The organism is Priestia sp. D51, from assembly GCF_053345675.1.
In genome coordinates this window covers 939,032-963,998 of record NZ_JBLTIR010000002.1, presented here as the reverse complement: position 1 = coordinate 963,998, position 24,967 = coordinate 939,032, and the positions used below count along the sequence as shown (strand labels likewise).

The 24,967-nt window shown below is 39.8% G+C and carries 31 protein-coding genes and 2 riboswitches; of the genes, 21 read left to right on the top strand and 10 right to left on the bottom strand.

The genetic code is table 11. The features are described from left to right. Positions 1-50: 50 nt before the first annotated feature. The 7 genes from ACNHOZ_RS11930 to ACNHOZ_RS11900 all read left to right on the top strand — a co-directional run bounded on the left by ACNHOZ_RS11930 (position 51) and on the right by ACNHOZ_RS11900 (position 7,892). Entirely contained in the window at positions 51-1,430 is a 1,380-nt protein-coding gene (locus tag ACNHOZ_RS11930; protein WP_048019409.1) for a sugar porter family MFS transporter, read from the top strand. Positions 1,431-1,870: 440 nt separating this feature from the next. After that, positions 1,871-2,746, top strand: a complete 876-nt coding sequence (locus tag ACNHOZ_RS11925; RefSeq protein ID WP_223546690.1) for a metallophosphoesterase family protein — start codon at positions 1,871-1,873, stop codon at positions 2,744-2,746. Positions 2,747-2,902: 156 nt separating this feature from the next. Continuing rightward, positions 2,903-3,073, top strand: a complete 171-nt coding sequence (locus ACNHOZ_RS11920; RefSeq protein ID WP_167387328.1) for a hypothetical protein — start codon at positions 2,903-2,905, stop codon at positions 3,071-3,073. 258 nt (positions 3,074-3,331) lie between these two features. Continuing rightward, positions 3,332-3,583 carry a hypothetical protein gene (locus tag ACNHOZ_RS11915; protein ID WP_028414722.1) on the top strand — a complete coding sequence of 84 codons (252 nt, stop codon included), beginning with the start codon at positions 3,332-3,334 and terminating at the stop codon, positions 3,581-3,583. Positions 3,584-3,663: 80 nt separating this feature from the next. Then, positions 3,664-3,774, top strand: a riboswitch (SAM riboswitch). A 79-nt stretch (positions 3,775-3,853) separates the two neighbouring features. Next, a riboswitch (cobalamin riboswitch) is annotated at positions 3,854-4,042 on the top strand. Between the two features lie 150 nt (positions 4,043-4,192). Then, on the top strand, positions 4,193-6,487 hold the full coding sequence (gene metE, locus ACNHOZ_RS11910; protein WP_048019410.1) for a 5-methyltetrahydropteroyltriglutamate--homocysteine S-methyltransferase: 2,295 nt from the start codon (positions 4,193-4,195) through the stop codon (positions 6,485-6,487). A gap of 142 nt (positions 6,488-6,629) precedes the next feature. Next, positions 6,630-7,247, top strand: a complete 618-nt coding sequence (locus tag ACNHOZ_RS11905; RefSeq protein ID WP_048019411.1) for an acetate uptake transporter — start codon at positions 6,630-6,632, stop codon at positions 7,245-7,247. 144 nt (positions 7,248-7,391) lie between these two features. After that, a complete protein-coding gene (locus ACNHOZ_RS11900) occupies positions 7,392-7,892 on the top strand; it encodes a GNAT family N-acetyltransferase (protein ID WP_034267037.1) in 501 nt (166 codons plus the stop codon). 22 nt (positions 7,893-7,914) lie between these two features. Here ACNHOZ_RS11900 and ACNHOZ_RS11895 read toward each other — a convergent pair whose 3' ends face one another. Continuing rightward, positions 7,915-8,046, bottom strand: a complete 132-nt coding sequence (locus ACNHOZ_RS11895; protein ID WP_259345520.1) for a hypothetical protein — start codon at positions 8,044-8,046, stop codon at positions 7,915-7,917. A 242-nt stretch (positions 8,047-8,288) separates the two neighbouring features. Between ACNHOZ_RS11895 and ACNHOZ_RS11890 the strand changes: the two genes are divergently transcribed. The 3 genes from ACNHOZ_RS11890 to ACNHOZ_RS11880 all read left to right on the top strand — a co-directional run bounded on the left by ACNHOZ_RS11890 (position 8,289) and on the right by ACNHOZ_RS11880 (position 9,253). Then, positions 8,289-8,489: a helix-turn-helix transcriptional regulator gene (locus ACNHOZ_RS11890; RefSeq protein WP_063247495.1), complete on the top strand. Its 201-nt coding sequence runs from the start codon at positions 8,289-8,291 to the stop codon at positions 8,487-8,489. A 154-nt stretch (positions 8,490-8,643) separates the two neighbouring features. Further along, complete coding sequence (locus ACNHOZ_RS11885) at positions 8,644-8,808, top strand: hypothetical protein (protein WP_168761083.1); 165 nt, start codon at positions 8,644-8,646, stop codon at positions 8,806-8,808. Between the two features lie 31 nt (positions 8,809-8,839). Continuing rightward, complete coding sequence (locus tag ACNHOZ_RS11880; protein ID WP_048019413.1) at positions 8,840-9,253, top strand: DUF5301 domain-containing protein; 414 nt, start codon at positions 8,840-8,842, stop codon at positions 9,251-9,253. Between the two features lie 81 nt (positions 9,254-9,334). Here the strand turns inward: ACNHOZ_RS11880 and ACNHOZ_RS11875 are convergent, their stop codons facing one another. Both ACNHOZ_RS11875 and ACNHOZ_RS11870 read right to left on the bottom strand, forming a co-directional pair. Then, positions 9,335-9,475 carry a hypothetical protein gene (locus ACNHOZ_RS11875; protein ID WP_013058226.1) on the bottom strand — a complete coding sequence of 47 codons (141 nt, stop codon included), beginning with the start codon at positions 9,473-9,475 and terminating at the stop codon, positions 9,335-9,337. A gap of 166 nt (positions 9,476-9,641) precedes the next feature. Then, positions 9,642-10,274, bottom strand: a complete 633-nt coding sequence (locus tag ACNHOZ_RS11870) for a LysE family translocator (protein ID WP_048019640.1) — start codon at positions 10,272-10,274, stop codon at positions 9,642-9,644. Positions 10,275-10,412: 138 nt separating this feature from the next. Here ACNHOZ_RS11870 and ACNHOZ_RS11865 point away from each other — a divergent pair, with 138 nt between their 5' ends. After that, a complete protein-coding gene (locus ACNHOZ_RS11865) occupies positions 10,413-11,024 on the top strand; it encodes a transglutaminase-like domain-containing protein (protein WP_243494969.1) in 612 nt (203 codons plus the stop codon). Between the two features lie 270 nt (positions 11,025-11,294). Here the strand turns inward: ACNHOZ_RS11865 and ACNHOZ_RS11860 are convergent, their stop codons facing one another. The 3 genes from ACNHOZ_RS11860 to ACNHOZ_RS11850 form a co-directional block, all read right to left on the bottom strand. Then, on the bottom strand, positions 11,295-11,735 hold the full coding sequence (locus ACNHOZ_RS11860; RefSeq protein ID WP_243494968.1) for a DUF5391 family protein: 441 nt from the start codon (positions 11,733-11,735) through the stop codon (positions 11,295-11,297). Positions 11,736-11,812: 77 nt separating this feature from the next. Beyond that, complete coding sequence (locus tag ACNHOZ_RS11855; RefSeq protein WP_047750298.1) at positions 11,813-12,010, bottom strand: hypothetical protein; 198 nt, start codon at positions 12,008-12,010, stop codon at positions 11,813-11,815. 153 nt (positions 12,011-12,163) lie between these two features. Beyond that, positions 12,164-12,646, bottom strand: coding sequence for a DUF2500 domain-containing protein (locus ACNHOZ_RS11850; protein ID WP_243494967.1), 483 nt, complete (start codon positions 12,644-12,646; stop codon positions 12,164-12,166). Positions 12,647-12,772: 126 nt separating this feature from the next. Here ACNHOZ_RS11850 and ACNHOZ_RS11845 point away from each other — a divergent pair, with 126 nt between their 5' ends. Both ACNHOZ_RS11845 and ACNHOZ_RS11840 read left to right on the top strand, forming a co-directional pair. Further along, positions 12,773-13,738 carry a 2-hydroxyacid dehydrogenase gene (locus ACNHOZ_RS11845; protein ID WP_063247490.1) on the top strand — a complete coding sequence of 322 codons (966 nt, stop codon included), beginning with the start codon at positions 12,773-12,775 and terminating at the stop codon, positions 13,736-13,738. An 11-nt stretch (positions 13,739-13,749) separates the two neighbouring features. Continuing rightward, positions 13,750-13,980 (top strand): DUF3953 domain-containing protein, encoded by a 231-nt coding sequence (locus tag ACNHOZ_RS11840; RefSeq protein ID WP_049165787.1) that lies wholly within the window; start codon positions 13,750-13,752, stop codon positions 13,978-13,980. A 28-nt stretch (positions 13,981-14,008) separates the two neighbouring features. Here the strand turns inward: ACNHOZ_RS11840 and ACNHOZ_RS11835 are convergent, their stop codons facing one another. Then, positions 14,009-14,884, bottom strand: a complete 876-nt coding sequence (locus tag ACNHOZ_RS11835; protein WP_243494966.1) for a Cof-type HAD-IIB family hydrolase — start codon at positions 14,882-14,884, stop codon at positions 14,009-14,011. Positions 14,885-15,048: 164 nt separating this feature from the next. Between ACNHOZ_RS11835 and ACNHOZ_RS11830 the strand changes: the two genes are divergently transcribed. Together ACNHOZ_RS11830 and ACNHOZ_RS11825 are read left to right on the top strand one after the other, a co-directional pair. Next, positions 15,049-15,807 carry a DeoR/GlpR family DNA-binding transcription regulator gene (locus ACNHOZ_RS11830; protein WP_014458988.1) on the top strand — a complete coding sequence of 253 codons (759 nt, stop codon included), beginning with the start codon at positions 15,049-15,051 and terminating at the stop codon, positions 15,805-15,807. A gap of 53 nt (positions 15,808-15,860) precedes the next feature. After that, complete coding sequence (locus ACNHOZ_RS11825; RefSeq protein WP_028414708.1) at positions 15,861-16,070, top strand: hypothetical protein; 210 nt, start codon at positions 15,861-15,863, stop codon at positions 16,068-16,070. 36 nt (positions 16,071-16,106) lie between these two features. Here the strand turns inward: ACNHOZ_RS11825 and ACNHOZ_RS11820 are convergent, their stop codons facing one another. After that, positions 16,107-16,796, bottom strand: a complete 690-nt coding sequence (locus tag ACNHOZ_RS11820; RefSeq protein WP_028414707.1) for a YoaK family protein — start codon at positions 16,794-16,796, stop codon at positions 16,107-16,109. A 73-nt stretch (positions 16,797-16,869) separates the two neighbouring features. Next, entirely contained in the window at positions 16,870-17,370 is a 501-nt protein-coding gene (locus tag ACNHOZ_RS11815) for a GNAT family N-acetyltransferase (RefSeq protein ID WP_028414706.1), read from the bottom strand. A 123-nt stretch (positions 17,371-17,493) separates the two neighbouring features. Between ACNHOZ_RS11815 and ACNHOZ_RS11810 the strand changes: the two genes are divergently transcribed. From ACNHOZ_RS11810 to ACNHOZ_RS11785, 6 genes are all read left to right on the top strand, one after another. Then, positions 17,494-18,423, top strand: coding sequence for a hypothetical protein (locus ACNHOZ_RS11810; RefSeq protein ID WP_243494965.1), 930 nt, complete (start codon positions 17,494-17,496; stop codon positions 18,421-18,423). Positions 18,424-18,527: 104 nt separating this feature from the next. Beyond that, positions 18,528-19,157 (top strand): CPBP family intramembrane glutamic endopeptidase, encoded by a 630-nt coding sequence (locus ACNHOZ_RS11805; RefSeq protein WP_063247487.1) that lies wholly within the window; start codon positions 18,528-18,530, stop codon positions 19,155-19,157. Between the two features lie 225 nt (positions 19,158-19,382). Further along, on the top strand, positions 19,383-20,078 hold the full coding sequence (locus ACNHOZ_RS11800) for a FadR/GntR family transcriptional regulator (RefSeq protein ID WP_013058211.1): 696 nt from the start codon (positions 19,383-19,385) through the stop codon (positions 20,076-20,078). A gap of 450 nt (positions 20,079-20,528) precedes the next feature. Then, positions 20,529-21,422, top strand: coding sequence for a PEP/pyruvate-binding domain-containing protein (locus ACNHOZ_RS11795; protein ID WP_243494964.1), 894 nt, complete (start codon positions 20,529-20,531; stop codon positions 21,420-21,422). Between the two features lie 22 nt (positions 21,423-21,444). Further along, the gene (locus ACNHOZ_RS11790; protein ID WP_255902022.1) at positions 21,445-23,079 is read left to right on the top strand and encodes a PEP-utilizing enzyme; all 1,635 of its coding nucleotides are present in this window, start codon (positions 21,445-21,447) and stop codon (positions 23,077-23,079) included. Then, positions 23,066-24,385 (top strand): MFS transporter, encoded by a 1,320-nt coding sequence (locus ACNHOZ_RS11785; protein WP_447697129.1) that lies wholly within the window; start codon positions 23,066-23,068, stop codon positions 24,383-24,385. Before ACNHOZ_RS11790 ends, ACNHOZ_RS11785 begins: the two co-directional genes overlap by 14 nt. Before the next feature lie 87 nt (positions 24,386-24,472). On the opposite strand, the gene ACNHOZ_RS11780 is transcribed toward ACNHOZ_RS11785, so the two are convergent. Then, positions 24,473-24,940 (bottom strand): hypothetical protein, encoded by a 468-nt coding sequence (locus ACNHOZ_RS11780; protein WP_447697128.1) that lies wholly within the window; start codon positions 24,938-24,940, stop codon positions 24,473-24,475. Between the last annotated feature and the right edge of the window lie 27 nt (positions 24,941-24,967).

Below are 24,967 nucleotides of genomic sequence, written 5' to 3'. Positions count from 1 at the left end.
AATAAGTGTGGCAGGAAGAAAAACTAAGACAATACAAAGGGGATATAATCATGAGTAAAGTATCAAGTAAGTTTATCTTCTTCTTCGGCTCATTTGCCGGTATTTTATTCGGTTATGATATTGGGATTATTGCTGGTGCAGAAGGTCATATCCGTGAAGCGTTTCATTTAAGTCCGCTCTGGCTGGGAATTGTAGTTTCGTCGCTTATGGGCGGAGCAATTATCGGTTCTATTTTAAGCGGATTATTAGGTGATAAGTTTGGACGAAGAAAGTTAATTTTAATTTCCTCTATCATTTTTCTGTTAGGTTCCATCGGTTCAGCGATTGCACCAGAGGAAATTACGTTAACGATTGCGCGCATCTTTTTAGGTACAGCAGTGGGAACGGCTTCTTCGTTAGTTCCTGCCTATATGTCAGAAATCGCACCTGCTCATATTCGCGGGAAGCTTTCAGGTTTAAATCAGCTAATGATTGTAATTGGGTTATTGTTAAGCTATATCGTAGCCTTTATTTTTGAGCCGGTTCCAAACAGCTGGCGATTAATGCTTGGCAGCGCCGGTATTTTTGCAATTGTCTTATGCATCGGGATGATCAAGCTTCCGGAGTCACCTCGCTACTTAATTAAAAACGGAATGGCAGATAAAGCGCGTGAAGTGCTGCGCACGCTTCGTTCCTCAGCAGCGGAAGTCGAAGCTGAAGTATCTGAAATTCAAAGCGTAGCTGTGCATGAACAATCAGGCATTAAACAGCTGTTTCATAAAAAGTTTCGTTTAGCATTAATTATCGGTGTCGGAATGGCAACTTTTCAGCAAATTCAAGGCTCAAACTCGATTGTTTATTATGCAACAAGCATTGCCCGTCAAGTTGGTTTAGCGCCGCAGGTAGCTGCTGGTTTTACGGTTATTGTTGGGGTAATCTTCGTTGTGACAACACTTATTTTTCTGCAGTTTGTTGATAAATTTAATCGCCGTACTATTCTTACGGTTGGCGGAGCGGGAATGGCTCTTTCCTTTTTTACCCCGGCTATTCTTGGAGCAGTAGGCGTTAATGAATCCGTCGTGAACTGGGTTACGTTAATTGCACTTTGCTGCTTTATCCTGTGCTATGCGTTTTCTTGGGCGCCGCTTACGTGGATCATTGTAGGAGAAATTTTCCCGCTTTCTGTACGCGGAATCGGTGCTGGTATTTCATCTGCCTTTAACTGGACAGGATCGCTTGCAGTAGGGCTTGTGTTTCCTATTTTAGCCGATCAGTTTAGCTTAGGTGTGATCTTTTCAACGTTTGGGATCATTTGTATTCTCGGATTATTCTTCATACGCTTTGTAGTTGTCGAAACTAAAGGGCGCAGCCTAGAGCAAATTGAAACAGACATGGCAGCTCGTTCTGAAAGAAATTCGTTAAGTCCAGTTGAGCGTAATAAATATGTTTAATTGTCGTAAATGTTTCAAATGTAAGGTGCTGAGATAAAAATATTTTAGCCGAAGTGAAAAACGAACCACTAATCAAAGTGTTTGATTAGTGGTTCGTTTTTTATGGTGAACGCAGGTTTCAGCTGTTTCATTTCTTCTAGCAGTTGATTGGAGAGCAAGGCGAAGACTCCTGCGGGGCAACAAGCGGTTCAGCTCATGTCGGCCTTTGCTCGTCTTTGGATTATGCTCCAGCTCTTATTAATAGATACTGAGATTCTAGCTTTTATGTTGTCCTATCCGTGCTTAACAAAATGAAAGAATAGATAGGCTATGGAAACTCATTTAAATGTGCGTTCTTCTTACAAGAAGATAGTGACCTTCATCAGCAAATTTCCATATAAATAAGTAAGCTTGTTTACTTTTAACCAATTTTATTTAGTAATAGGAGGATTAACTAGTTGATGAATTTGACGCTTCATGAACGTTCTGAAAAGTTATTAAAGCAAAGAATTAAACAATTAAATCCGAGAGATCCATTCAACTTTGTTTTTATGGGCGACAGCAGAGGTGACGGACCAAACGATAATTGTTACACGATGAGCGGTGAATTTGAGCTTGTGTTAAAAAAGGCGGTGGAATTGAATCCGCTGTTTATTATTCATGGGGGAGACACCGTGTATACAGGAGAAAAGAGGTATTTGGAGCACTTTGTTAAGGTTGTCGAAAAAATAGCACCAAACATTCCCGTGTTTGTATGCGTAGGGAATCATGATGAATTAAACCTTGAAGAAAGCAACCTCGAAAACTTCAGAGCCACTATCGGAAAAGTGCACTGGGTCATTGATATTCCTGTCTTTAACTTCCGGTGCATCGCATTAAATAATATCATCAGTCCCAAGAATAAAATATATGGATTTACAGATAGAGAGCTGAATTATTTAGAGCAGCAGCTAGAGGATGCTCCTCGTAATACCGTTGTAGCCATGCATGCGCAGCCAAATATTGGCCGATGGTCAGACCTGGGAGGTTTTCCTGTAACGACTCCTCAAAGTCAAGAATTTTTTGATTTAATTCAAGAACATCGCGTGAAAAAAGTGTTAGTCAGCCACGTGCATGCGTATGACGAGCAGTTTATTAGAAAAAACAGAAACGGGTCGTTTACGCTTGGAAGAGGTACTGATTTTGTATTATCAGGAGGCGCGGGTGCTCCCCTTGACTTTGAACCGCCTTTAATTTTAAATAATTATAATTTTACGGAGTTTTTTGTTAGCCGGTACGACATTTTAGGACCTCTTCTTTGGAAGGATTTTGGACGACCTCGAAGAAGTTGTTTGTAAAAACAAGAAAGTAGAAAGCAAGGTTCAAAAAAAGAGGCTGGGAAAAAAGGGTTTTAGGCGAAATGAAAAATGAACCATTGATCAAGATGCTTGATTAGTGGTTCATTTTTTTATTAGGGTAAACGTAGATTTCATGTGTATAGGTCTTTCTAGCAGGTGATTGGAGCACAAGACGAAGACTCCTGCGGGAAAAGCGGAACACGTGAGACCCCACAGGAGCTTATGCGACGAGGAGGCTCAGCGACCGCCCGCGGAAAGCGAAGTCTTGTACGGAAATCAACTGCGGTGTCACAAGCGATTCAGCTCATGTATCCCATTTGCCTTTAGATTGGATTCACTTGGTTATGTCTCAACCTCTTTTGGAAAACCGTACGAAACCTTGTAGCAGAAGGCCCAGTCAAGCGTTATAATAGATAGTGAATGATGATATATTCTCTATATTTGTCATATATTTGTATTACATATGTAATTGAAGAAAAATATTCACTTGATATACTGTTTAATGACTTAACTTTATCTTAACATTCACAGTGAAATGCGTGTTTATAGAGGCTTAAAACATACACAGCAAATGGAGGAGCTATCATGGCAAACGAAAAGATGCAAGAAGGACTCAATCGTTTTATTAAGGAAGATTTAAATGACCTTTTAGGTAGACTGTTCCCCCTAATGGACCGAGAATGTGCGGAAGAAAAGAGAATGCTTATCGAAACGGCGGTAGAGTACATCTATTCTTCAGGGTATCATCAAGGAGCAAAAGACTTGATCGAAACACATCGAAAAGATGATTACAAATTATTAAGGCAAAAATTAGCGTCAACGCCTCCTGAAAACTAATTTTTTTGAAATTTCTTTTGACAACATAAATGTAAGGTGTTAAGATGACTCTACATTCAAAATATTATAAACAATTAAAACTCTTATTGAGAGAGGCGGAGGGACTGGCCCTGTGAAGCCCGGCAACCATTTAACAATCTTGTTAAAAAGGTGCTACATCCTGCAAAGCGTACAGCTTTGAAAAATAAGAGAGGATTTCATAGATACTATGCCTCTCTATTCATAATAGAGAGGCTTTTTATTTTATGTAAAGGTGTTTTGAATGAACAATTTCATAGAAATGCATCAGGTGCTGTGTAACGAATGTACGCAGCTTAAAAGGGAAGACCGGTGAAAAGCCGGCGCGGTCCCGCCACTGTAATGGGGAGCAACTTATTAACCACTGTTTCATGTTGAAATGGGAAGGGATAGGAAGCGATGAACCTAAGTCAGGAGACCTGCCTGTTGTATGCACTTAAGCTCTACGGGATATAGAGAGGAGTGAGGAATACGTGTTGAGAAAAACAGGCTATCTCAACTTTAGTTAAGTATGCGTATCATCTCTCTTTTCATTTCGAAAAGAGAGATTTTTTAGTTTAGCGATAAAAAAATATACAGGGAGTGGAAAAAATGAGCAGTGTAAAAAGTTCAAATGTAGGTTATCCAAGAATTGGTGAAAAACGAGAATGGAAAAAAGCGCTTGAGCAGTTTTGGGCAGGAAAACTAGAGAAAGATATCTTTCTTCAGGAAATTGAAGCTCTTCGTCTAGGACATCTGAAAAAACAGCGTGACGCAGGAATTGAATTAATTCCAGTCGGCGATTTTAGCTTATACGATCACGTGTTAGATACAGCCGCTATGTTTGGTTTGGTGCCAAAGCGCTTTGAATATAGCGGAGGCCCGGTATCGCTTGAAACGTATTTTGACATCGCGCGAGGAACAAAAGGTGCGGTAGCTTCTACGATGACAAAATGGTTTAACACAAATTATCACTACATCGTACCCGAGCTTGAGGAATGTACGCCGGCACTTGTAGAAAATCGCCCGCTTCAATTTTACAAAGAAGCAAAACAAAAGCTGAATATCAAAGGCAAACCCGTTATTTTAGGTCCAGTAACATTTGTGAAGCTGTCAAAAGGATATAAAAAAAGTGAGTTTAAAAAAGTAGTTGAACAATTTGTTCCTCTGTATGCGACTATTTTAGCTGAGCTTCAGGCAGAAGGCGTGGAGTGGGTACAAATAGATGAGCCGGTTTTAGCTACAACGCTATCAAAAGAAGACCTGGCGCTCTATAAAAAAGTCTATGAAGCTTTGAAAAAAGCGGCACCGAATGTAAAAGTCATTTTGCAAACGTATTTTGACAGCGTTGATTACTACAAAGAAGTTGTGTCTCTTCCTGTTGAAGGAATTGGCTTAGACTTTGTACATGACCGAGGAGAAAATCTCACGGCGCTTAATAAATATGGGTTTCCGACTGATAAAGTGCTGGCAGCAGGAGTGATTGACGGACGAAACATTTGGCGTGAAAACTTGGACGAACAGCTTTTAACAATCAGTGAAATTGAAGAAGCTGTATCAAAAGACCGTTTGATTCTGCAGCCTTCATCAAGTTTATTACATGTTCCTGTCACGGTGAAAAGCGAAAAAACCATTGAGCCAATTCTAAAAAACGCGCTGTCTTTTGCAGATGAAAAGCTAAAGGAAATCACGCTTTTAACAAAAGCGGTGCAGCAAGGAAAAGAAGCAATTGAAAAAGAAATAAGTGTAAGCAAACAGGCGATTCAAGCATTAAATGGATCATCTTTTCGAAATCACCAAGACGTGCAAAAAGAGCTGAAGCAGCTGGACAGCTATAAAGCAGAGCGCCAAGCGCCGTTTGACGTACGTCAACGCGTTCAACAAGAAGCGTTTCAACTGCCGCTTCTTCCAACGACAACAATTGGAAGCTTTCCGCAAACAAAAGAAGTGAGAAAAGAGCGTCTAAAGTGGCGTAAAGGAGAATTAAGCGACAAAGCGTATGAAGCGTACATTAACGCTGAAATCAAAAAATGGATTGAAATTCAAGAAGACATCGGCTTAGATGTCCTTGTGCACGGAGAGTTTGAGCGTACGGACATGGTTGAATACTTCGGTGAAAAATTAGGAGGCTTTCAGTTTACGAAGTTTGGCTGGGTGCAATCATACGGTTCTCGCTGCGTCAAGCCGCCGCTTATTTACGGAGATGTCTCGTACGAGCAGGCGATGACGATCAAAGAAACGGTCTACGCACAGTCTCTAACCAATAAGCCTGTTAAAGGAATGCTGACGGGGCCGATTACGATCTTAAACTGGTCATTTGTGCGTGATGATATCCCGCGCTACGACGTGGCAAATCAAATTGCGCTTGCTCTTAGAAAAGAAGTGGAAGCACTTGAAAGTCAGGGCATCTCAATGATTCAAGTAGATGAACCGGCGCTGCGTGAAGGACTGCCGTTAAAACGAGAAAACTGGGAAAGCTACTTGAGCGCCGCGGTGTATGCGTTCAAATTAGCCACGGTATCGGTGCAAAACGAGACGCAAATTCACACGCATATGTGCTATTCGGAATTCGAAGAGATTATTGATGCGATCAAAGCGCTTGATGCCGACGTGATTTCCATTGAAACGTCCAAAAGCCACGGTGAATTAATTTATGCGTTTGAAAAACATACGTATAACCAGGGAATTGGACTTGGCGTATATGATATCCACAGCCCGCGCGTACCGAAGCTTGAAGAGCTGACACGAAACATTGACCGCGCTCTAAAAGTGCTTGATCCTGCATTGTTTTGGATTAATCCCGACTGCGGTCTTAAAACAAGAGGAATCAGCGAGACGGTGGAAGCTTTAAAAGTGATGGTTGAGTCTGCAAAACAAACAAGAAAAAATTTATTACAAAACGCTTAATAACAAGAAAGTCAAGACCAAGCAGTGTAAACGCTACACTGCTTGGTCTTATGGGTTTTTTAAAGGCCAAAAATATCCATTGACACTTCCCGTAGATTTTTGTATCTTTTTAAAGGTGTTTTTAAAATCAGGGAGGTACAACATGAGTAACAACAGCACGCAGCACGTTAAAATTGTAACAGCGGATCCATCAGCGCTAGGCCTATTCGGACTTGCCATGGTGACACTTGTTGCATCGTTTCAAAAGCTTGGGGTAACCGATGGTGTTTCATTGGTATTGCCATGGGCAATTTTTTTAGGCGGAATAGGGCAGCTAATTGCGTCTATGCAAGATTTCAAACATAATAATACCTTCGGCGCAACGGCTTTTGGTGCCTTCGGTTTATTTTGGCTAGGTGTAGCGATGACATGGCTTATTCAGCTTGGCGCATTTGGAGAAGCGCTCGCAAAAGAAGCGGATCCGAAGCAGCTCGCATTTGCTTTTGTCGGCTACTTAATTTTCAGCGTTTTTATGACGATTGGAGCAATGGGCACTCATAAAGTATTATTTATTATTTTTGTATTAATTGATTTCTTATTTATTGGATTATCGCTAAGTACATTTGGTGTGGCATATGAATACACGCACTTACTAGCAGCAGTGTCAGAGCTATTAATTGCTCTGTTTTCATTCTATGGATCTGCAGCGGCTGTATTAAATACTCACTACGGTCGAGTTGTGCTTCCAGTGGGCAAGCCGTTTGGGGCATTTATCAAATAATCAAGACGTTCATTAAAAAGCGAAGTAGGGTTGAATTCTGTATGATGCAGAGGTCAATCCTTTTTTGTTTGGGCATTTTTATATATAGTAGAAAGAGATAGTTATATATAATAGAAGCTTTTAGAGAAAAAAGAGAAATACATAATGAGAGGAATCGTTTCAATGATTATAAGACAAGTGGATGAAAAAGATTTAAACCAATTAATTACGTTAGAAAACAAAGGGTTTACACCTGAAGAAGCTGCCTCAAAAGATGCATTTATCACGCGAATTAAAACCATTCCTGATACGTTTATCATCGCCGAAGAAAATGAAGAAATAATCGGATATGTGAACGGACCCGTCATTTCAGCTCCGTTTATTACGGATGATTTGTTTGAAAAAACGATTTCCAACCCTGAGACAGGCGGTTATCAAAGTATTTTAGGTATCGTTGTAAACCCCAAGCATCATCATAAAGGAATCGCCAGTATGCTGCTAAAAGAGTTTGAAAAACAAGCGCGGAACAAACAGCGCGTAACGGTGACTTTAACGTGTAAAGAAGAATTGATTCCGTTTTACGAAAAAAATGGATATGTGAATCAAGGAGTTGCGCAGTCCCAGCATGCAGGCGTGCAGTGGTTTAATATGAGTAAGGAGCTTTAATGTTACTACTATGAATTGCTTGTTACACCGCTAATGATTTCCGTGCAAGGCTTCGCTTTCCGCGGGCGGCCGCTGAGCCTCCTCGTCGCTTGCGCTCCTGCGGGGTCTCACCTGTTCCGCTTTTTCCCGCAGGAGTCTTCGCCTTGCCCTCCAATCATCAGCTAGAAGCACCTACATACACGAAACCTACGTTCATCATACCCATAAAAAAATTAGCAAGAGGTGAATTCTTAACCAAACTCGTTCGCCTTGTCCTTCAACTAACCTACTTTTGTTCTAACCTCTATTTCAGTTATGTAAAAGACGCTACTTTGTCAAACATATTTGACAGTAACAAGGAAGATAATATAAGATATGAGTGTAAAAAGTTTTTTACATTTTAGAGATGAGTGATGAATGGTGGAAAACCGAATTAAAGAACTGCGTAAAGTTAAGCGGATGTCTCAAGATGAACTGGCGAAAGTATGCGGCGTATCGAGACAAACGATTAACGCAATTGAAAACAATAAGTATGATCCAAGCTTAGCGCTGGCTTTCCAGCTGGCCCAAGAACTGGGAGCAACAGTAGATGAGCTGTTTTTATTTCATAAATCATGAGTTAGTTAAAAAAAGGTAATGTGAAGCAACGATCTTCCTAGTAGGCGTGTTGACGATTCTGTCTTATACGCGAACAATACATAAGTAGGTAGAAGATTAATACTATTTCTATTGCTTCATATAAAAAATTTACCAAGCGATGGTGGTGAAATGAATGGAAAATCGAGCTGCAGGAGTAGCTCTTACAAGTACAGGCATGTTACTGTTGATGATAACGTTAATACTTCCTGTTCCGGGATTAATCTACAGTCTGCTTGTAGGAAGCAGCATTGTACTAAAAGGATGCGGAACAGGAGGAATAAAAAGGTGTATCACCTGAATGCAGCGTGATGTAGAAAAGGAGGTTCCTTTTGAAAAAAAGAACGATTATTATAGCTGCACTTCTATTTATCGTCATATTTTATTTTACATATACCGGGAAAGCCTATCAGTTAAAAGACGTCATAAAAGTAGAGGAAGCAAACGTTACGCGTATTGAAATAGATACGGACGAAGGAAAACGTGTAGTAGATGACAAAAAAGCGATAAAGCAAATCGTACATTCTTTGGCAAAAATAGAAGTGAAAAAAAGCAAGGAGCTGGACCCAAAGTTTGACCAGGCGTACTGGGTAAAAATCGTCGAAAGCGGAAAAGATGCGTACGGCTTAACGATTTACGATAATGACTACATAAAAGCGTTTAACTTTGAAGATAAAAAACAGGCGACATATACGATTGTTAAAGATCAAAAAGTAGATGTTAAAAAGCTGTTTTCAACTAAATAAAAAACCTACTAAAAAAGACAGCCTGTGCTGTCTTTTTTTAAAAAAATAATAGATTGAAAATTTTGACTATTTTAAGTGGAATTAATCCTTGCCTATATAATTAATAAATGATTGAATTAGGTCAATATCGGGGTTAACTAACAGTGCTGGAAGAAGGCCAAATGTTAATAATACAAGGACGTTTGATCCAATAAAGATGCGAAGTGCTTTTTTGATTTTCATGATATTTCCTCCCTTTTTTATATTTTCGTATAAAAAGAGAAAAAAATCAATAGAAATGTGACGAAAATGTGAACTTTTTGTCTGGTAGTCCCTGATAGATTATAAAAATTCCCTCTCTATACTAGATAAAGAGGGGATATAGTAAATCATAAAATATGTAGAAACATTAAAAGTACATGCGCAGATTCCCGATAAATCGGTAGAGAAAATAGCATGAAAAGCCAATTAAGATACATCCAGCTGCAATAGAAACCCATTTGATATAAAGCTGATTCAGCACTTTTCTAGTTCCAGAGACAATTGTCATTAAGCCCAGGTCATGAATTAAAATTCCCGTTAATATTCCGGCAGCAATTACTAGGAAATGAAAAGAGTGAGAGGATTGAAGCGAATTTGTCAGCACCGTTCCAAACACGCTCAGCCAAAAAATGAGATTGCTAGGAGAAATGGCAACAAAGATTCCGTTCACATAAGAAGAGGCAAACGACTTTTTTACGTGTTCTCCAGGAGCCGTTATATCATGATCCGCGTGTCTAATGCTGTCATAGCCAATATAAAGTAAAAAAAGTGCCCCTACAAGCCACATAACAAGCTGGATAAAAGGAGCAGACAAAAAAGAAGCCAGTCCAGAGTAAAGAAGCACAATTAGCAACAAATCAACCGTCATGCCTCCAAGTCCCACAACCCAGCCGTGAAGAAAACCATTTTTTAAACCTTGCTTCGTCATTTCAATCGTTACCGTACCAACGGGAAGGGCAATCGAAAGACCGAGCAGCACATTTGTTAAAAATAACGTCACCAAAAACAAAACCTCTTTCAATCTCGTATCTACTATCGTTTTCCGTTTAAGTGGTCTTTCATTATATAAAAATATGTAATAAAATTCAATATTATGTATAAAAAAACATGTAGTGAATATAAAGGAGGAAAAAAATAAATGAAATTGATTTGTGAATCGTTGGAAAAAGAAGACTACACGCAAGAACTTCCTGAAGTGAATTTTACACATTCTTTGATTCAACAAAAGGTATGTGAACTCAAAAGCGGCTCGTCTTATTCTCCAATAGCGTACATAAAAAAAGCGTATGAGTTTGTGAGAGATGAAGTTTCTCATTCATGGGATATTCAAAGCAGAATCATCACAAAAACGGCTTCAGAGGCTTTAAAAGAAAAGGAAGGAATTTGTTACAGCAAATCTAATCTACTAGCCGCTTTGCTGCGTGCAGAAGGGATTCCGACAGGCTTTTGTTATCAAAGATTAATCCTTGGGGATACGATAGACACAGGCTACTGTATTCATGCGTTAAATGCTGTCTACATCAAAAGTGAAAAGAAATGGATTCGATTAGACGCGAGAGGAAATAAAGAAGGAGTGCAAGCCGACTTTTCGCTAAAAAAAGAAAAACTGGCTTTTCCAGTAAATCCTGCACAGGGTGAAGTAGACTATGCGACTATTTATACAAAACCTCGCAAAGAAACAATGGACGTGTTGTCTCAGCACGAAGACTGCTTGGATATGTATTTGCACTACTTGCCTACCGAGCTATAAAAAGAGGCTGGGATAAACGTATTTTAGTTGAAGGAAGATCCGAACGATGAATGGAGAACCTTAATAGAGAATGAAATTCGTTCGGATTTTTTATTGATAGTTTCATGTATGTGGCTGCTTCTAGCTGGTGATTGGAGGGCAAGACGAAGACTCCTGCGGGGAAAGCGAAGTCTTGCACGGAAATCAACAGCGGTGTAACAAGCGGTTCAGCTCATTTCTCCATTTTATTCGTCTTTAACTGAAAAATTAGTATGCCATCTCTTCACCATTTTAAACGCTTTCCTGCACGGTGGCTGACGGTCTTTTAAACGCAGCAACAAACCACACAATATTCGTAATCAGTAAGCCTAAGCAAGAAATCATTACTCCTATGATGGAAGCTAAGTTTCCTGAGAAATCTTCCAGTCCAAATAAAAACAGAGCCGGCATTAGTAATAGAGTACTAGCAGCGATTAAAAGTCCAATGCTGCAAAAAGCAGTCATCACAAATTTTAAGAAATGCATTCCCAGCATATAAAATGCTAAAGGCAACAGATATAAAAATAGAATCATGCCAAGAGATAACCACATCCCAACTGAGCCGAACATATTAACGTTGGGGCCTGAATCTGCTAAAGGAGAAAGCGAAGCAAGAACTATGATAGAGCAGAAAAATAGGGCGGAAAGCAAGGTGGTGATCGCCACACTATTTTTTGCTGTAGAATTACGCACTGTTTGTTAACCTCCTTTCCAAATTAAAAGTATATGGATTAATTTTACAATATAAAAGTCCGGAAATCACCAATTTTTTACAAAAATGTTCGATAGGCTGGATAATAATGAAGAGAAGATGGGTTGAGATAATACACGTGAACATATTTTTTGTGTGGACCTGGATAGTGGGTTTCGTGCCAGTATTGCGTCAGTATTGTTTGAATAGGGTGCGAATGAGGGGCCTCTCCGTAATGTCCGTAGTAGATACCGCTGCCTGAATAAGGAGAATACATAAAATCACCTGCCTGCTTAAATGAATGTGTTACACGGTATGTTTTTATACGGATCAACGTTCTTCTAAAGTGTAAAAAGGGCACAAATAGTTCGTTTGCTGTATAAATGCCTCACTCCAGTAAAAAAGACCTCTAAAAGCACGAGGTCATAAGCTAAGCATCTGTATGTTCTTTACTTGGATTCCTTTGAAAATCCAAAAAACGAGTTCCTTGAAACGTCAGTATTCCTTCGTCTCCTTCTGCAAGCTTGCCGTACTGGCTGCCTGAAACAGTAAATTCAGAGCGGTCGGTGCTTTCAAATTGAAAGGTTACGTAGTAAGTTGTAGACGTATGAGAGTGGTGATGTTCGTGAGCATGGCTGTTATGGTGCTGGACGTTTGTCCGTTTGCCCGTAATTTTTGCTTTTACGGATAGACGGGGAGACTGCTCATTTTTGCTCCACGTGCTGATTCCTTTAAAAATAGAAAATAAGAAAATACCAATAACAATAACAAAAAATAGCATAACAAACGTAGGCATTCCGTTAAGTAACGCATCGTCTGGAAAAAAAGCGCCTCCGCTTAGGTCAGCATCACCTTCAAAAACAATGTCATCTCCGGACGGATCATCTTCAAATATCATTTCATCTTCAAACATTCGTATTCCCCCTTACTATAAATACGGTTCCTGAATGGAAAAAGTTTCATCTTTATAGTAGTCTTATGATAGGATAGCTAGTTACTATTCATACATATGAGTGAACAAGGAAAAGGAGAGATCAACATGGGGAAATACAAAGTTGTTATGTCTGGAAAGACGTGGCCAAACGCTTACGAAAAGCTAGCGGAACACTGCGATATTCAAATGTGGGAAGGAGAAGGGAAGATTCCACAAGAAACGCTGCGCGACTGGCTTCGTAATGCTGACGGCTTTTTTAATATCGGCCACATTACAGTAGATGAAGAATTGTTAGAAGCAGCACCGAATCTGCGCGTTATTTCTCAATCAGGCGTCGGGTATGACAGTGTAGATGTCGAAGCGTGTACCAAAAAAGGCGTGCCGTTTAGCAATACGCCAGGAGTGCTAGTAGAAGCAACGGCAGACTTAACGTTTGGTCTCTTATTGTCAGCAGCTCGCCGCATTCATGAAGGCTATGAAAAAGTGAAACAAGGAAACTGGGAAACGGTATTTGGCGTTGATTTATTTGGAAAAACGCTTGGTATTGTTGGAATGGGCGATATCGGAAGCGCCGTTGCCAGACGAGCAAAGGCATCGGGGATGAACATCGTTTACCACAACCGAAGCCGCAAGCATGAAGCCGAAAAAGAGCTTGATGCCGTATATCTTTCGTTTGAAGAACTGCTTCACACAGCTGACTGTATCGTATGCTTAGTACCGCTTTCAGATCAAAGCAAAGGCATGTTTGGAGAAGCGGAATTTAAAGCTATGAAAAACAGCGCGTATTTTGTAAACGCAGCGCGCGGAGGATTAGTGGACACGGAAGCACTGTACGAAGCGCTGAAAAATGAAGAAATTGCGTATGCCGCACTGGACGTAACAGACCCAGAGCCGCTTCCGGCAGATCACAAGCTGCTGCAGCTTTCAAATGTGCTAGTAACGCCGCATATTGGAAGCGCTACGTACGAGACGCGCAATCGTATGGCAGATCTAGCCGTACAGAACCTGCTTTTAGGTCTTGAGAAAAAGCCTTTAGTGACGTGCGTGAATGAAGAAGTGAACTACAAGTAAGGAGAGATTTTTTGTTAAAAGCATTACAGCTTATTTTTTCAATTATTACCGTTGGACTGGCTCTTTATATGATGCTCACTCACAATGACCAGTTCCTTTCGCTTTTAAATATACTTCTAGGCTTAACGATGCTAGTTTTAGGAGCAATTGAATGGCAAAAAAGAAAGAAAACCAGCGCGTGGCTGCTGTTTTTCGTTGCGCTATTCAGCTGGTTTGTCGGTCTTTATCGCATGACCATTTAAAAACGCTTGGCATACGCCAAGCGTTTTTTTAATGTGCTTTTAGCTGCGTTTCTAACACGTTTTCAATAACGGAAGCTACTCCGTTTTCATCGTTTGTTAACGTAACGTCATCAGCTAGTGCTTTAATTTCTGCGTGCGCATTTGCCATAGCGATTCCTTTTCCAGCTCTTTGCAGCATCGATACGTCGTTAAAGCTGTCTCCAATGGCAATGGTATCGTGAAGAGAAGCGCCAAGCTCTTTTACAACGTAGTTTAATGCGTTTCCTTTTGACGCATCTTTGTGTTCGAGTTCAAAGTTATGATCAGCGGAAGAGACAAGCGTCATGTCGTGCTGCTTGCTAAAGTGATCCCAGCCTTTTTTTCGTTTTTCATCATCAAATGAAAAAGCTAATACGTTATAAAGCTCAGCGTTTGTATTTAAAATATCTTCATACGATGCAACAAAGGCAAATCCCGTTTGGCTGTACTGCTTAGCCGCCGCGTGATGAAGTCTTTGTTCGTCCACGTTTTTGTTGGCGCTTTTTACCCGGTCAATTTCAATGGACAGTAGCTCACGGCCTGAGTTTGGTGTATAAATCGCATGTTCAGCAAACACTTCATAATAAAATTCGTTTGCATCTAGCCACTGAAGCGCTTCTTTTACGTGCTGGTCATCAATTGGAACAGAACGTCTGAGCTGTCCGTCCGGGTCATGAATAGTCGCTCCGTTTGCGGCAATCACCCAAAGGTTGGAAAGCTCAGCTTTTTTTAAAATTTCCTGCACGTCGAAATAAGCGCGCCCCGTAGCAACCACGACTTCAACTCCGTGTTTTTGCGCTTTTTTAATTGCTTCTGCATTAATTGTGCTAATTTCACTGCTGCTATTTAAAAGAGTTCCATCTAAGTCTGTAAAAATCATCTTCATAAACTATCTCTCCCTTTGATTATTATTACTTGTTTTTGCGTGTTTTATCTTGTTTATCCTACAATAAACGAAAAAACACTGATAATCAAGCGTTTTTACATTGTTTTTACAAAAGAAACAAGTATAATAAAGTAAAAAGCAGAAAGAAAACAGGTGAACAAGCAATGTTAAAACAAGAAAGACGCAAACAAATTATGAATTTGCTTGAAAAAGAAGGGCGCATTGTAGCTACGACGCTTAGCCAAACGCTGAACGTTTCAGAAGATACAATCCGCAGAGATCTGCGGGAAATGGACGCGCTTGGTCTGTTGCAGCGCGTACACGGAGGAGCGCTTCCGCGTTCCACGTCTGCGGTTGATTACAAAGAGCGTAAACGTGAATTGATGGATGTTAAGCATTCACTTGCCGTTGCGGCGCTTCCGTTAATTAAAGACGGGCAGGTGCTCTTGATGGACGGAAGTACAACAAATATTCAGCTCGTCAAAGCTTTTCCAAAGAATTTAAACGTTACGGTTATTACAAACAGTCCGTTAATTACCGTTGCACTAGCGGAACATGACTTTGTAGAAGTTGTTTCTCTTGGAGGAACGTTTCGAAAAGAATCGATGGTTACAGTAGGACAAAGCGTGGTTGATACGCTTAAGCAAATTCGAGCGGATCTTTGTTTTTTAGGCGTATACGCAATCGATCCTAAAATCGGTATGAGCATTCCTTTGCTTGAAGAAATGCACATCAAAAGTCAAATGATAAAAAGCGCGAGTGAAGTAGCGGCTATTGTAACAGCTAAAAAACTCAATACGTCTTCAACGTACACGTTCAGCTCAGCCAACTCACTAGATTGGCTCATTACAGAAGAACATGTGAACGAAACCGTGTTAAATGCTTATCGCGAAATCGGCATTGAAGTGATCACAAATAAATAGTAGTTTTGGTAAGGAAGTATATGGTAATGTAGAGTAAAAAAGGAGCTTGAGCGATGAGCGAACAAATAGATGTTACGCAGGAATTAGCGAAGCTTCAGCAAAGAGTCGAACACCTAGAGGAAAGAGTGGAAAAAGCAGAGTCCAGGCAAGGCCCTTTATGGTTTCTATGGGAAGCTATACGATCAATTTTAATTGGACTATTTATTGTAGGACCTGTGGTCGCCATTATTTTTGGCGTGTTAGGGGCACTATCCGGAAAATAAAAGACCCGTTTCTTTATTGAAACGGGTTTTTTATTATTATTTGTTTTCTGAATCAGAACGAAACTTCGTGCTGACAAAAATGATAATGGCTAATAGAATCACAATTGGCAGCCAAATAATTTCAAATTTATAAGCTGGCTCTGCAAGTGCGGCGATAACAGCGCCAAAGCAGTAAAGCACAAGAGACAGCGCGCGAAGAATCGCATCGGTGTTAAACGTTTTGCGGTAGCGAGGGCTGCGAAAACGTGCCGTTACGTCTTCAAAGAAGTTAGCAAGCGTCCCTGTTAATACAGTTGTAGAAATTCCGGCTACGCCAAGCTTTCGAGCAGCCGTTGTTTGAAGACCCATTGCTGAGCTTAATAAGAAAATAAATAAGTAAGTTAAGTGTAAAGAAGGAGAAAACGAAGATAAAAGTGCAAAAACAAGTAAAATCAATCCTTCTATTCCAAGGGCAATCGTTACGGCTTTAGGCCAAAACGTTTTTTCTTTGTTTCCAACTAGGATTGCAGCTCCTACAACTCCTACAATAAAACCTCCTAAAGCTGTGAGGGAATGAAAAACAGTTGTTTCAAGCGAGTTTCCGATTGCTAACCCAAGCAGCACGATGTTTCCCGTCATATTTGCAGTAAAGATATGGCCAAGGCTTAAGTAGCCAATCACATCGACGATACCTGCTGTTACGCAAAGAACGAGCAAAATAATGTTTCGATAAGTAGAATTCGTCACGGTAAGTCATCCTTTCTTTTTATACCAACTAAACAGTTTACCGTGAAGAAAAAAATCTGTCCAGAGAGTTGTCCTACAAATTTTCAAGTGTGTCCCACCCAAAAGCCACTTCAGATAGAGATGTACCATCAATGATAACGTCGGCGCGATCGATTCTTTTTCCGCCAAGCGCTTCATAAAATTGACAGGCGCCGTTTTGTTCAAAAGCCCATGTGAGCATCGTATGTATATCACGGTCTACAAGCTCTTGCGCTATTTTATGCATAAGCGCTTTGCCAATTCCTTTTCGCTGATGCTCTGTGAGTAAATACATGGCATACAGTTCTCCGGTATAGGAAGGATGCTTGTTGGTTCTTTCTTTACCATAAGAAGCAAAGCCTACGATTTGACCGTTTTCTTCTGCAACGAAAACAGAATTTGATTCCAGCTGCTTTTTCCAGACGGCTTTTCGTTTTTCAGCGTTCAACGAATGTAAAAAAGAATCCGGAACAAGTCCTTTATAAGTCGATTTCCAGCTTTCTACGTGTACGTGGGCAATGCCCGCTTCGTCACCAATTCTCCCTTGACGTATCATCTGCTCACCTCGTTTTTTTTTTTTTTTCTATATTTTAACATAAACCTAAAGGTGATATCCCCGTTTTTCCGTTTTCTTTGTATATATATAGTAGCTATTTTACATAACAAAGGAGATGACGTAATGAGTAAATCATTATTAAAAGATCAGCCGTTACTTGTACTGCCGGCGCTTGCAGTCAAAGTAGGAGTGAACGGAGCGTTGTTTCTTCAGCAGCTTCACTACTGGCTTGAAAAAAGCGTAAACGTGCAGGACGGATATACGTGGGTATACAATACCAATCAGCAGTGGCTGCAGCAGTTTCCGTTTTGGTCGCTTTCAACGATTCAACGCATCATTTCAAAGCTTGAAAAAGAAGGGTTAATTGTAAAAGGAAAATACAACCGCTCTAAATTTAACAACACGGTTTGGTACCGAATTGATTATGAGCAATTAGAAAAGCTTATGCCAAGCGATGAATTTGAAGAGCTCGAAGATGTCAATATGACAGAAAGGGCTAGTCAAATTGAAGCAGCGGAGCCGGTCACAGTGACGGCGTCATTAACAGAGACTACAGCAGAAAATACAAATCAAATAAAAAGAGAAGAAGACGCGCATGACGCTTACGTCCGAACGTTAGAAGGCGCTTTTATCGCTAGAAGAAACCGAGGGATGTATCCTTCAGCGAATGACTTGAAGCATATGTACGAAGTCGCAAAAAGCGAAATACCACTAGAAACGGCGCTATCAGGACTGCACGAAGCATTCGATCACTACGTACCTAAATACAGCGGTGATACGATTCGAGCGTTTGCTTATATTAAACAGCATCTTTTTCATAAGCATTACGTAACATCACAGCGTACGCTAGCGAGTCAACAGACTGAAAAGCCGATTTCCTACGTCAATAAAAAGCGTGTCGTTCGCAGAGAATTGACGCCGGATTGGCTAAGAGAAAATGAAGAGGCAGCGCCTTTAGCTCCAGCTTTTAAAGACGACGCTCACTTTGAAGAAGAAAAGAAAAAGCTCGCAGAAAGTCTTCGCGAGCTGGAGCAAGAATTAAAAAATAATTGAAAATAACACTGGACTTTTATAAGATAAAAGATAGTAAACCTTTTGAAGACGAAAGGTTTACTTGGTAAAAGAAAAGCGGCTTTTAAAGAAGGTGCGCCATAAACGTGATAAAATTTTTGTTTTTGCTGTTCATGCCTACAATCTTTGTTTTTTTCGGTTTGTGGCTTATCCAAAATGTGTTGGTAACATTTGTTTGCTTTTACGGCTGGATGTTTATGATTTTATATGCGAATAATAAAATTAACTTTAAGGTAGCGCTTACAAAGAAATCTCTGTATGTGGGAACTCTCAGCGGAATTCTATGTGCTGCTGCGATAATTGGAAGCAGCCTGCTTTTTTCTGGTAAAATCTTTCATGTGAAAGATATGCAAGCGGTTTTGCAAATATGGGGATTTAGCGGGTGGAAAGTTGCCGTTTTAGCCGTCGTTTTGATTTTTATTAATCCTGTTTTAGAAGAAATGTATTGGCGGGTGTATATACAAAATAAAGTGAAAAAGCATGTTTCTGTACTTGCTTCGAGCACTGTTACATCAAGCTTTTATACGCTTTATCACGTATTCATTATCCTTCCTGTTTTCGTATTTCCGTTTAATATGATCTCGGTAATAGGCGTCTTTTCAGCAGGTATGATGTGGGCGTATATAAGAGAGCGATATGGTATCAAAGGGGCCATCATCAGTCATGCGCTAGCGGATGCGGCGATTATGATTGTATACGGATTATATGTAAGATAGTGGTATTATATCAAAAAACCATGAATCGTTATTCATTTATAACTTGTTTTCATGGTATAATAACAATAATAGTAAAATTTTATCAACACATTTGAATTGAAATAATGTATACTTGTAATACAAAGATTGAAGCGTTTACATAAATCGGAATACACATAGTTAATCTGGGTCCGATGAACACTAAAAAAAGAGAGAGAGATAATTACTTGGAGGAGGAATAGAAGTATGTTTGTACCTATTGAGCGTAAAAAAGTATCTAGTCAAGTGCTTGATCAATTAAAGAAGATGATTAAAGAGAAAACGTTCCCGCCAGAGTCTCGTTTACCGTCGGAACATGAACTGTCAAAAATGTTTGGAGTGAGCCGCGCACCGATTCGTGAAGCGCTAAGCGTTCTTTCTGCCAGTGGATTGATTGAATCAAGACAAGGCGGAGGAAGCTACGTAAAGCGTGTAAACTTAGTGGGCATGCTTGATCCAATGACGTTTGAAATGGTTGAAGCAGATCAGGTTCTTGAACTAATTGAAATGCGTATTATCATTGAGTCGCAGGCAGCAAGCTTAGCCGCGCTGCGCCGCACAGATGAAGAACTGATTGAAATTAAAGAATCGTTAGAAGCATTTAAAAAGACGGTTCATAACAGTGAAGAGATTGGACATGAAGCAGACTATCGTTTTCACCATGATATCGTGAAAGCAGCTCATAATTCATTCCTTCTTCATGCTGTAGAAGATTTAGGGCATTTATATCGAAAAGCGCTTGCTTATTCATTAAATAAAAGCCAAAAAGAAAATCGCAAGCAAACGGATGCTGACCATGAACGCATTTTTGAAGCGATTAAAAATGGAGAGCCAGAAGAAGCAGCAGAAGCGGTCCGTGATCACTTAGAGCACGTTCGCCAAAAAGTAATGGTATCTCAATAATAAAAAAACGACAGCCCGAGTGGCTGTCGTTTTTTATTACTCAGACCATTCATGTGAGGAAATAGCACACGATGGAAACGAAAATTTATGCTTAAGCCGGTGCAAATGTGCCGGCTTTTTTGTGTGTGGAAGGAGAAAATATCTAATTATACTCTTTTGGCGTTTGGCTGGCTGATTATCGCAGGGATTTGTATTATTGTCGGGCCTGTGGTGGAGTTCGTGAGGGAGAAGAAGGATAGAGATACAGTTTAATTTGTCAAAACAATACGAATTTCAAATGTGTTAGTTATAAAAAAGATCACAAATCATATTCTAGTGAATGTGGTTTGTGATTTTTTTGTAAAGATATTTAAAATTAGGTTAATTTTATAAAACTCCACCATGGATTTAAGTGGAATTTTATCGCTGTATTTGATGATCTTTTGACGTAAATGAAAGGAGGTGAAGTAATTGCATATCGTCTCTTTAGAAAAAGCATGTTATGCAGAACTTCAAGCAGTAGGTTCAAAAGCTTACAATCTTTCAAAAATGATTCAGCACGTTTCTCATATCCCTAAAGGATTTGTTTTGACATCTCACGCATTACTTTCCTTTTTAACATTTAACCAAATAGAAATAAAAACAGAAGATAGCAGCGTCATAGAAAAGAAGATTCAAAGCGGTACGTTTTCTGCAGCTCTGCAAAAAGAAATTGTTTCTTCGTATGCTAACGTTCAAGGTGCTGGTATAAAAGCCGTAGCCGTAAGATCTTCTTCCGCACTTGAAGATTTGGAAAATGCGTCTTTTGCCGGACAGTATGAAACGATATTAAATGTAAGAAACAGCGAAGAACTTTTGGCAAGTATAAAAAGATGCTGGGCTTCTTACTTTTCATCCATGGTTCAAGCGTATGCCGAAGATAAGGAAATTTCGCTTTCTAATCCCCAGATGGGTGTCCTTGTACAAGGAATGGTTGAAGCCGATGTATCGGGAGTAATTTTTAGCGTAAATCCTATTACAGAAAGTGAAGATGAAGTGGTCATTAACGTGGCGTACGGCTTAGGAGAAGGAATCGTATCAGGTGGTGTTACGCCGGATTTATTTATTATTCATAAACAGACAAGGAATATAATGAAAGAACTAGGATTAAAAGAATATAAGCTAGTGTCAGGTTTTACAGGAATAACAAAAGCGATGACAACGAATAAAGAAAAAAATGAATTTTCTATATCAGATGAAACAGCACTACAGCTGCTTCGTCTAACGAATCAAGTAGAGGAGTATTGCCAGTACGCTGTAGACATTGAATTTGCCATAAAAGATGAAAATATTTATCTGCTTCAAGTAAGACCGGTTACTACATAATGAAAAGGAAAGGGGAAATCAAATGAACGTATTATCTGCATTTCAAAACGACCTATTTTTAAGTGAGGAAGAAAAACAAACGGGGTTTTGGGTACAAGATAATTTACATATCGCACATGCACTAAGCCCTTTATACGCTTCTTTTCAGCTTCCGGCAATGACGTATGGGACAAAGCAAGGTTTTGAAACGTTAAAACTGCCTATTGCTCAATTTGTAGTGAAATTAGCTGATGGAAAAATGTATCAGCAAAATATCCCGTTTCCTGGTGACATAAATTATCGCTTAAAGGAGCACCAAGAAGCAGTGAAGCCGCTGTTGCCTCGACTTAAACCTAGATTATACGAGTACGTTAATGAGGTGTTTTTACCTTTTTATAAGGAAGTCAAAAGAAATGCGGAACGTCCTTTATCTTTAAAAGAAGCAGGGAAAAAAGTAAAAGAGCTGCATGATTTTTATAAAAAAGCTTGGCAGCTTCACTTTGAAATTGTCATGCCAAGAAGTGATTTAGGAATGATTTTAGAAGAGCTATATGGAAACTTGACCGGAGACGCGAATACCGCCTACGTATATGATCTGCTGGAAGGCGTGATGAACAAGTCACTTGAAACGGATCAAGCACTGTGGGAACTAACTGACACGGTAAAGCGTTCCGGCCCGTTAAAACAAGCTTTTACGGAACAAAGGTCAGAAGAAATAGAAGCAAATCTATTAGGCACAGCTGAAGGCAGAGAATTTTTAAAGAATCTGCAAAGCTTTTTAAATGAGTATGGCTATCGTTCTGCAAATTCGCACGAGTTTATTGATGAGACGTGGGTAGAAAATCCTTTACATGCGCTATCGATTATTGCTGGCTATGTGCGTAAAGATTACGACTTTAAGAAAAATTATGAAGACGTCGTAAAAAAGAGAGAAGAAAGCTATCGTGATGTACTCGCAAACATGCCGGAGTGCGAAGAAAAAGAGCAGTTTAAGCTGTTTTATGGATGGGCTTTGGACGCATGGGGGTTGGACGAAGATCATCATTTTTATATCGATGCGATGCTGCCTGCTACAGCAAGACTTTTTTTGCTGAATGTAGGAACTCTTTTAGCTGATCACCAAGTGATTCATCAGCCTCAAGATATTTTTCATTTTTATTACGATGAATTGCTGGAAGTATTAAAAAAACCCGTGGCATCTCATGAACTTATCGCCAATAGAAAGCAGGAGTTTAAAGAAAATCGTCATAAAAAAACGCCGCCTGCTTATGGAACGCCTCCTCAAACAGGAGAAGATCCTTTATTGGAGCGGGTATTCGGAAAAATGGGGCCTCCAGAAGTAGATGAAACGCAAAAAATCTTTAAAGGAAGTGCCGCTTCAAGAGGTGTTTATACGGGAGTGGTAAAAATCATTTCAGATCCAAGTCAATTTTCTAAGCTTAAACAAGGAGATGTTCTTGTGTGTGAAACAACAGCACCTGCTTGGACCACGTTATTTTCGCTTGCTGGCGCGATTGTAACCAATGCAGGAGGAATTTTATCTCATGCAGGAACAGTGGCTCGTGAATATAAACTTCCAGCGGTTCTTGGCACAAAAGTAGCCGTGGATCTACTAAAAGACGGAGATGTTGTTACCGTAGACGGAACTAACGGAGTGGTGACGATTGAACAGCAGTAAGCCGTCTTTGATTATCTTTTCTATTTTAACGGGAACTTTTTTAATTCCCGTTAATTTCACTATGATTGCGGTAGGCTTACCGTCTATTGCCAAAGCGCTTCATCTTTCCATCGTACATGTATCAGTAGTGGTAACTATTTATTTAATTGTGATGGCAGTTGCTCAGCCCATTGCGGGGAAACTTGGGGATTTGTATGGAAATAAAACGATGTTTGTAGCTGGAATGATTATTTTTCTAGTAGGATCTGCCGCCTGTGTGTTTTCATATAACTTACTTTCGCTCACCGTTTTTCGAACGCTGCAAGCATTAGGAGGTGCACTGGCTACTCCTAATGCAACAGCGATTATGAGACACAGTTTACCAAAAGAAAAGCTTGGAAGAACGCTTGGGTTATTTGGATTATCAATGGGGCTAGGAGCAGCTGTAGGGCCTGTATTAGGTGCTTTTTTAATCAAGTATCTTGGATGGACGTCGATTTTTTGGTTTAACGTTCCTTTTGCTGTGCTATCGCTGATTTGTTCATTTATATACGTGCCGTCTAACGTAAAACAAAAAGCAAAAATGCTGGATATAGGGGGCGCTTTATTGCTTGGAGTAAGCATGACGAGCTTTACGCTAATGCTGACGCACCGTGATTTGTTTAATGCTTGGACTATTTTTATATGCATAGCGTCTATCGTTCTTTTCATTGTGCAAGAACGCAAAGTCCAAGAGCCGCTGATTGATTTTAAGCTTTTTAAGGTTCGTCCCTTTTTTTCGTCAAATCTTTCTATTCTATGCAGTAATTTTATGATGTATAGTACTATTTTGTTTGTTCCTCTTTTGCTAGAGAAGCAGTATGATATTCGTTTAATTGGTTTGCTTCTTTTCTTTTTTTCATTAGCCATGTCTATTTCTTCTTGGCTAGGAGGATTGTTAGCGGAAAAGGTAGGAAAAGAACATCCGATCCGATTATCGTTTCTTATTTCACTGCTTGCGGCGATGCTTTATTTCCACTTAGCGAATGCATCCATTTCTTATACCATTGTATCTTTATTAGTAGGAGGAGTGGGAGCAGGAATTGGTGTTTCATCTATGCAGGCTATGAATATTCAATCTGTCAGAAAAGAGCAATCGGGGACTGCATCGGGCATTTATTCCACTTTTCGTTATATTGGAGGAATGTTAGCGTCAGCTGCGGTGAGCCTGTTAGTAGGTACTACTGGTCTATTGGTGGTTTTATGTATAGCTGGAATAGCAGGATTCCTTGTGTCGTTAGTTGGAAAAGAAAAGCAAGTTTCCTTGTCCAAAGACGTTTTTAAATAAAAAGGGAATAGCCAGCGGAGAAGCAGACATTCGTTTTATTGCGCGTGCTGAAAATGATGATGTGCTGGTCCAAAGGCTATTCTATTTTTAAGTGATCGCTCTTTCTTCAATTTTACACACCCACCGGTAATACTGCACCACCATCCAAAACAACAGTGGATTTAAGAGGAGCGAATACCACCACGCCCACCATCCGTAGTGAAAATAACCCCAAGGAGCAGGGAGAAGAGCCACTACTTCATAAAGTAAAACAGCAACCGACCAAAATAAAATATAGGCGGCTTTTTTTGTGAGTTTCCCGGCAAGGGGATAGTAGGTAAGAAAAAGCATGTTTACAGGCGGAATGAGAACAGTATAAGCAAAGATACCTTGCCAGTCCGTCTCTTGTGTAAAATACCAGTAGCCGTGAAATTTGAAATTAATAAAGACGTCAAAGATGTGCTGAGCAGCAATGGTGAACATCCAAATGTGTACAATTTGATTTACTGTGAAGCGCTTGTTTGTTTTAAAAGCAAGAATATTAAATATTAAAATAGAAAGAATTAATCCAATCATATTGGTTCTCCTTTTGGCTTCTTGACT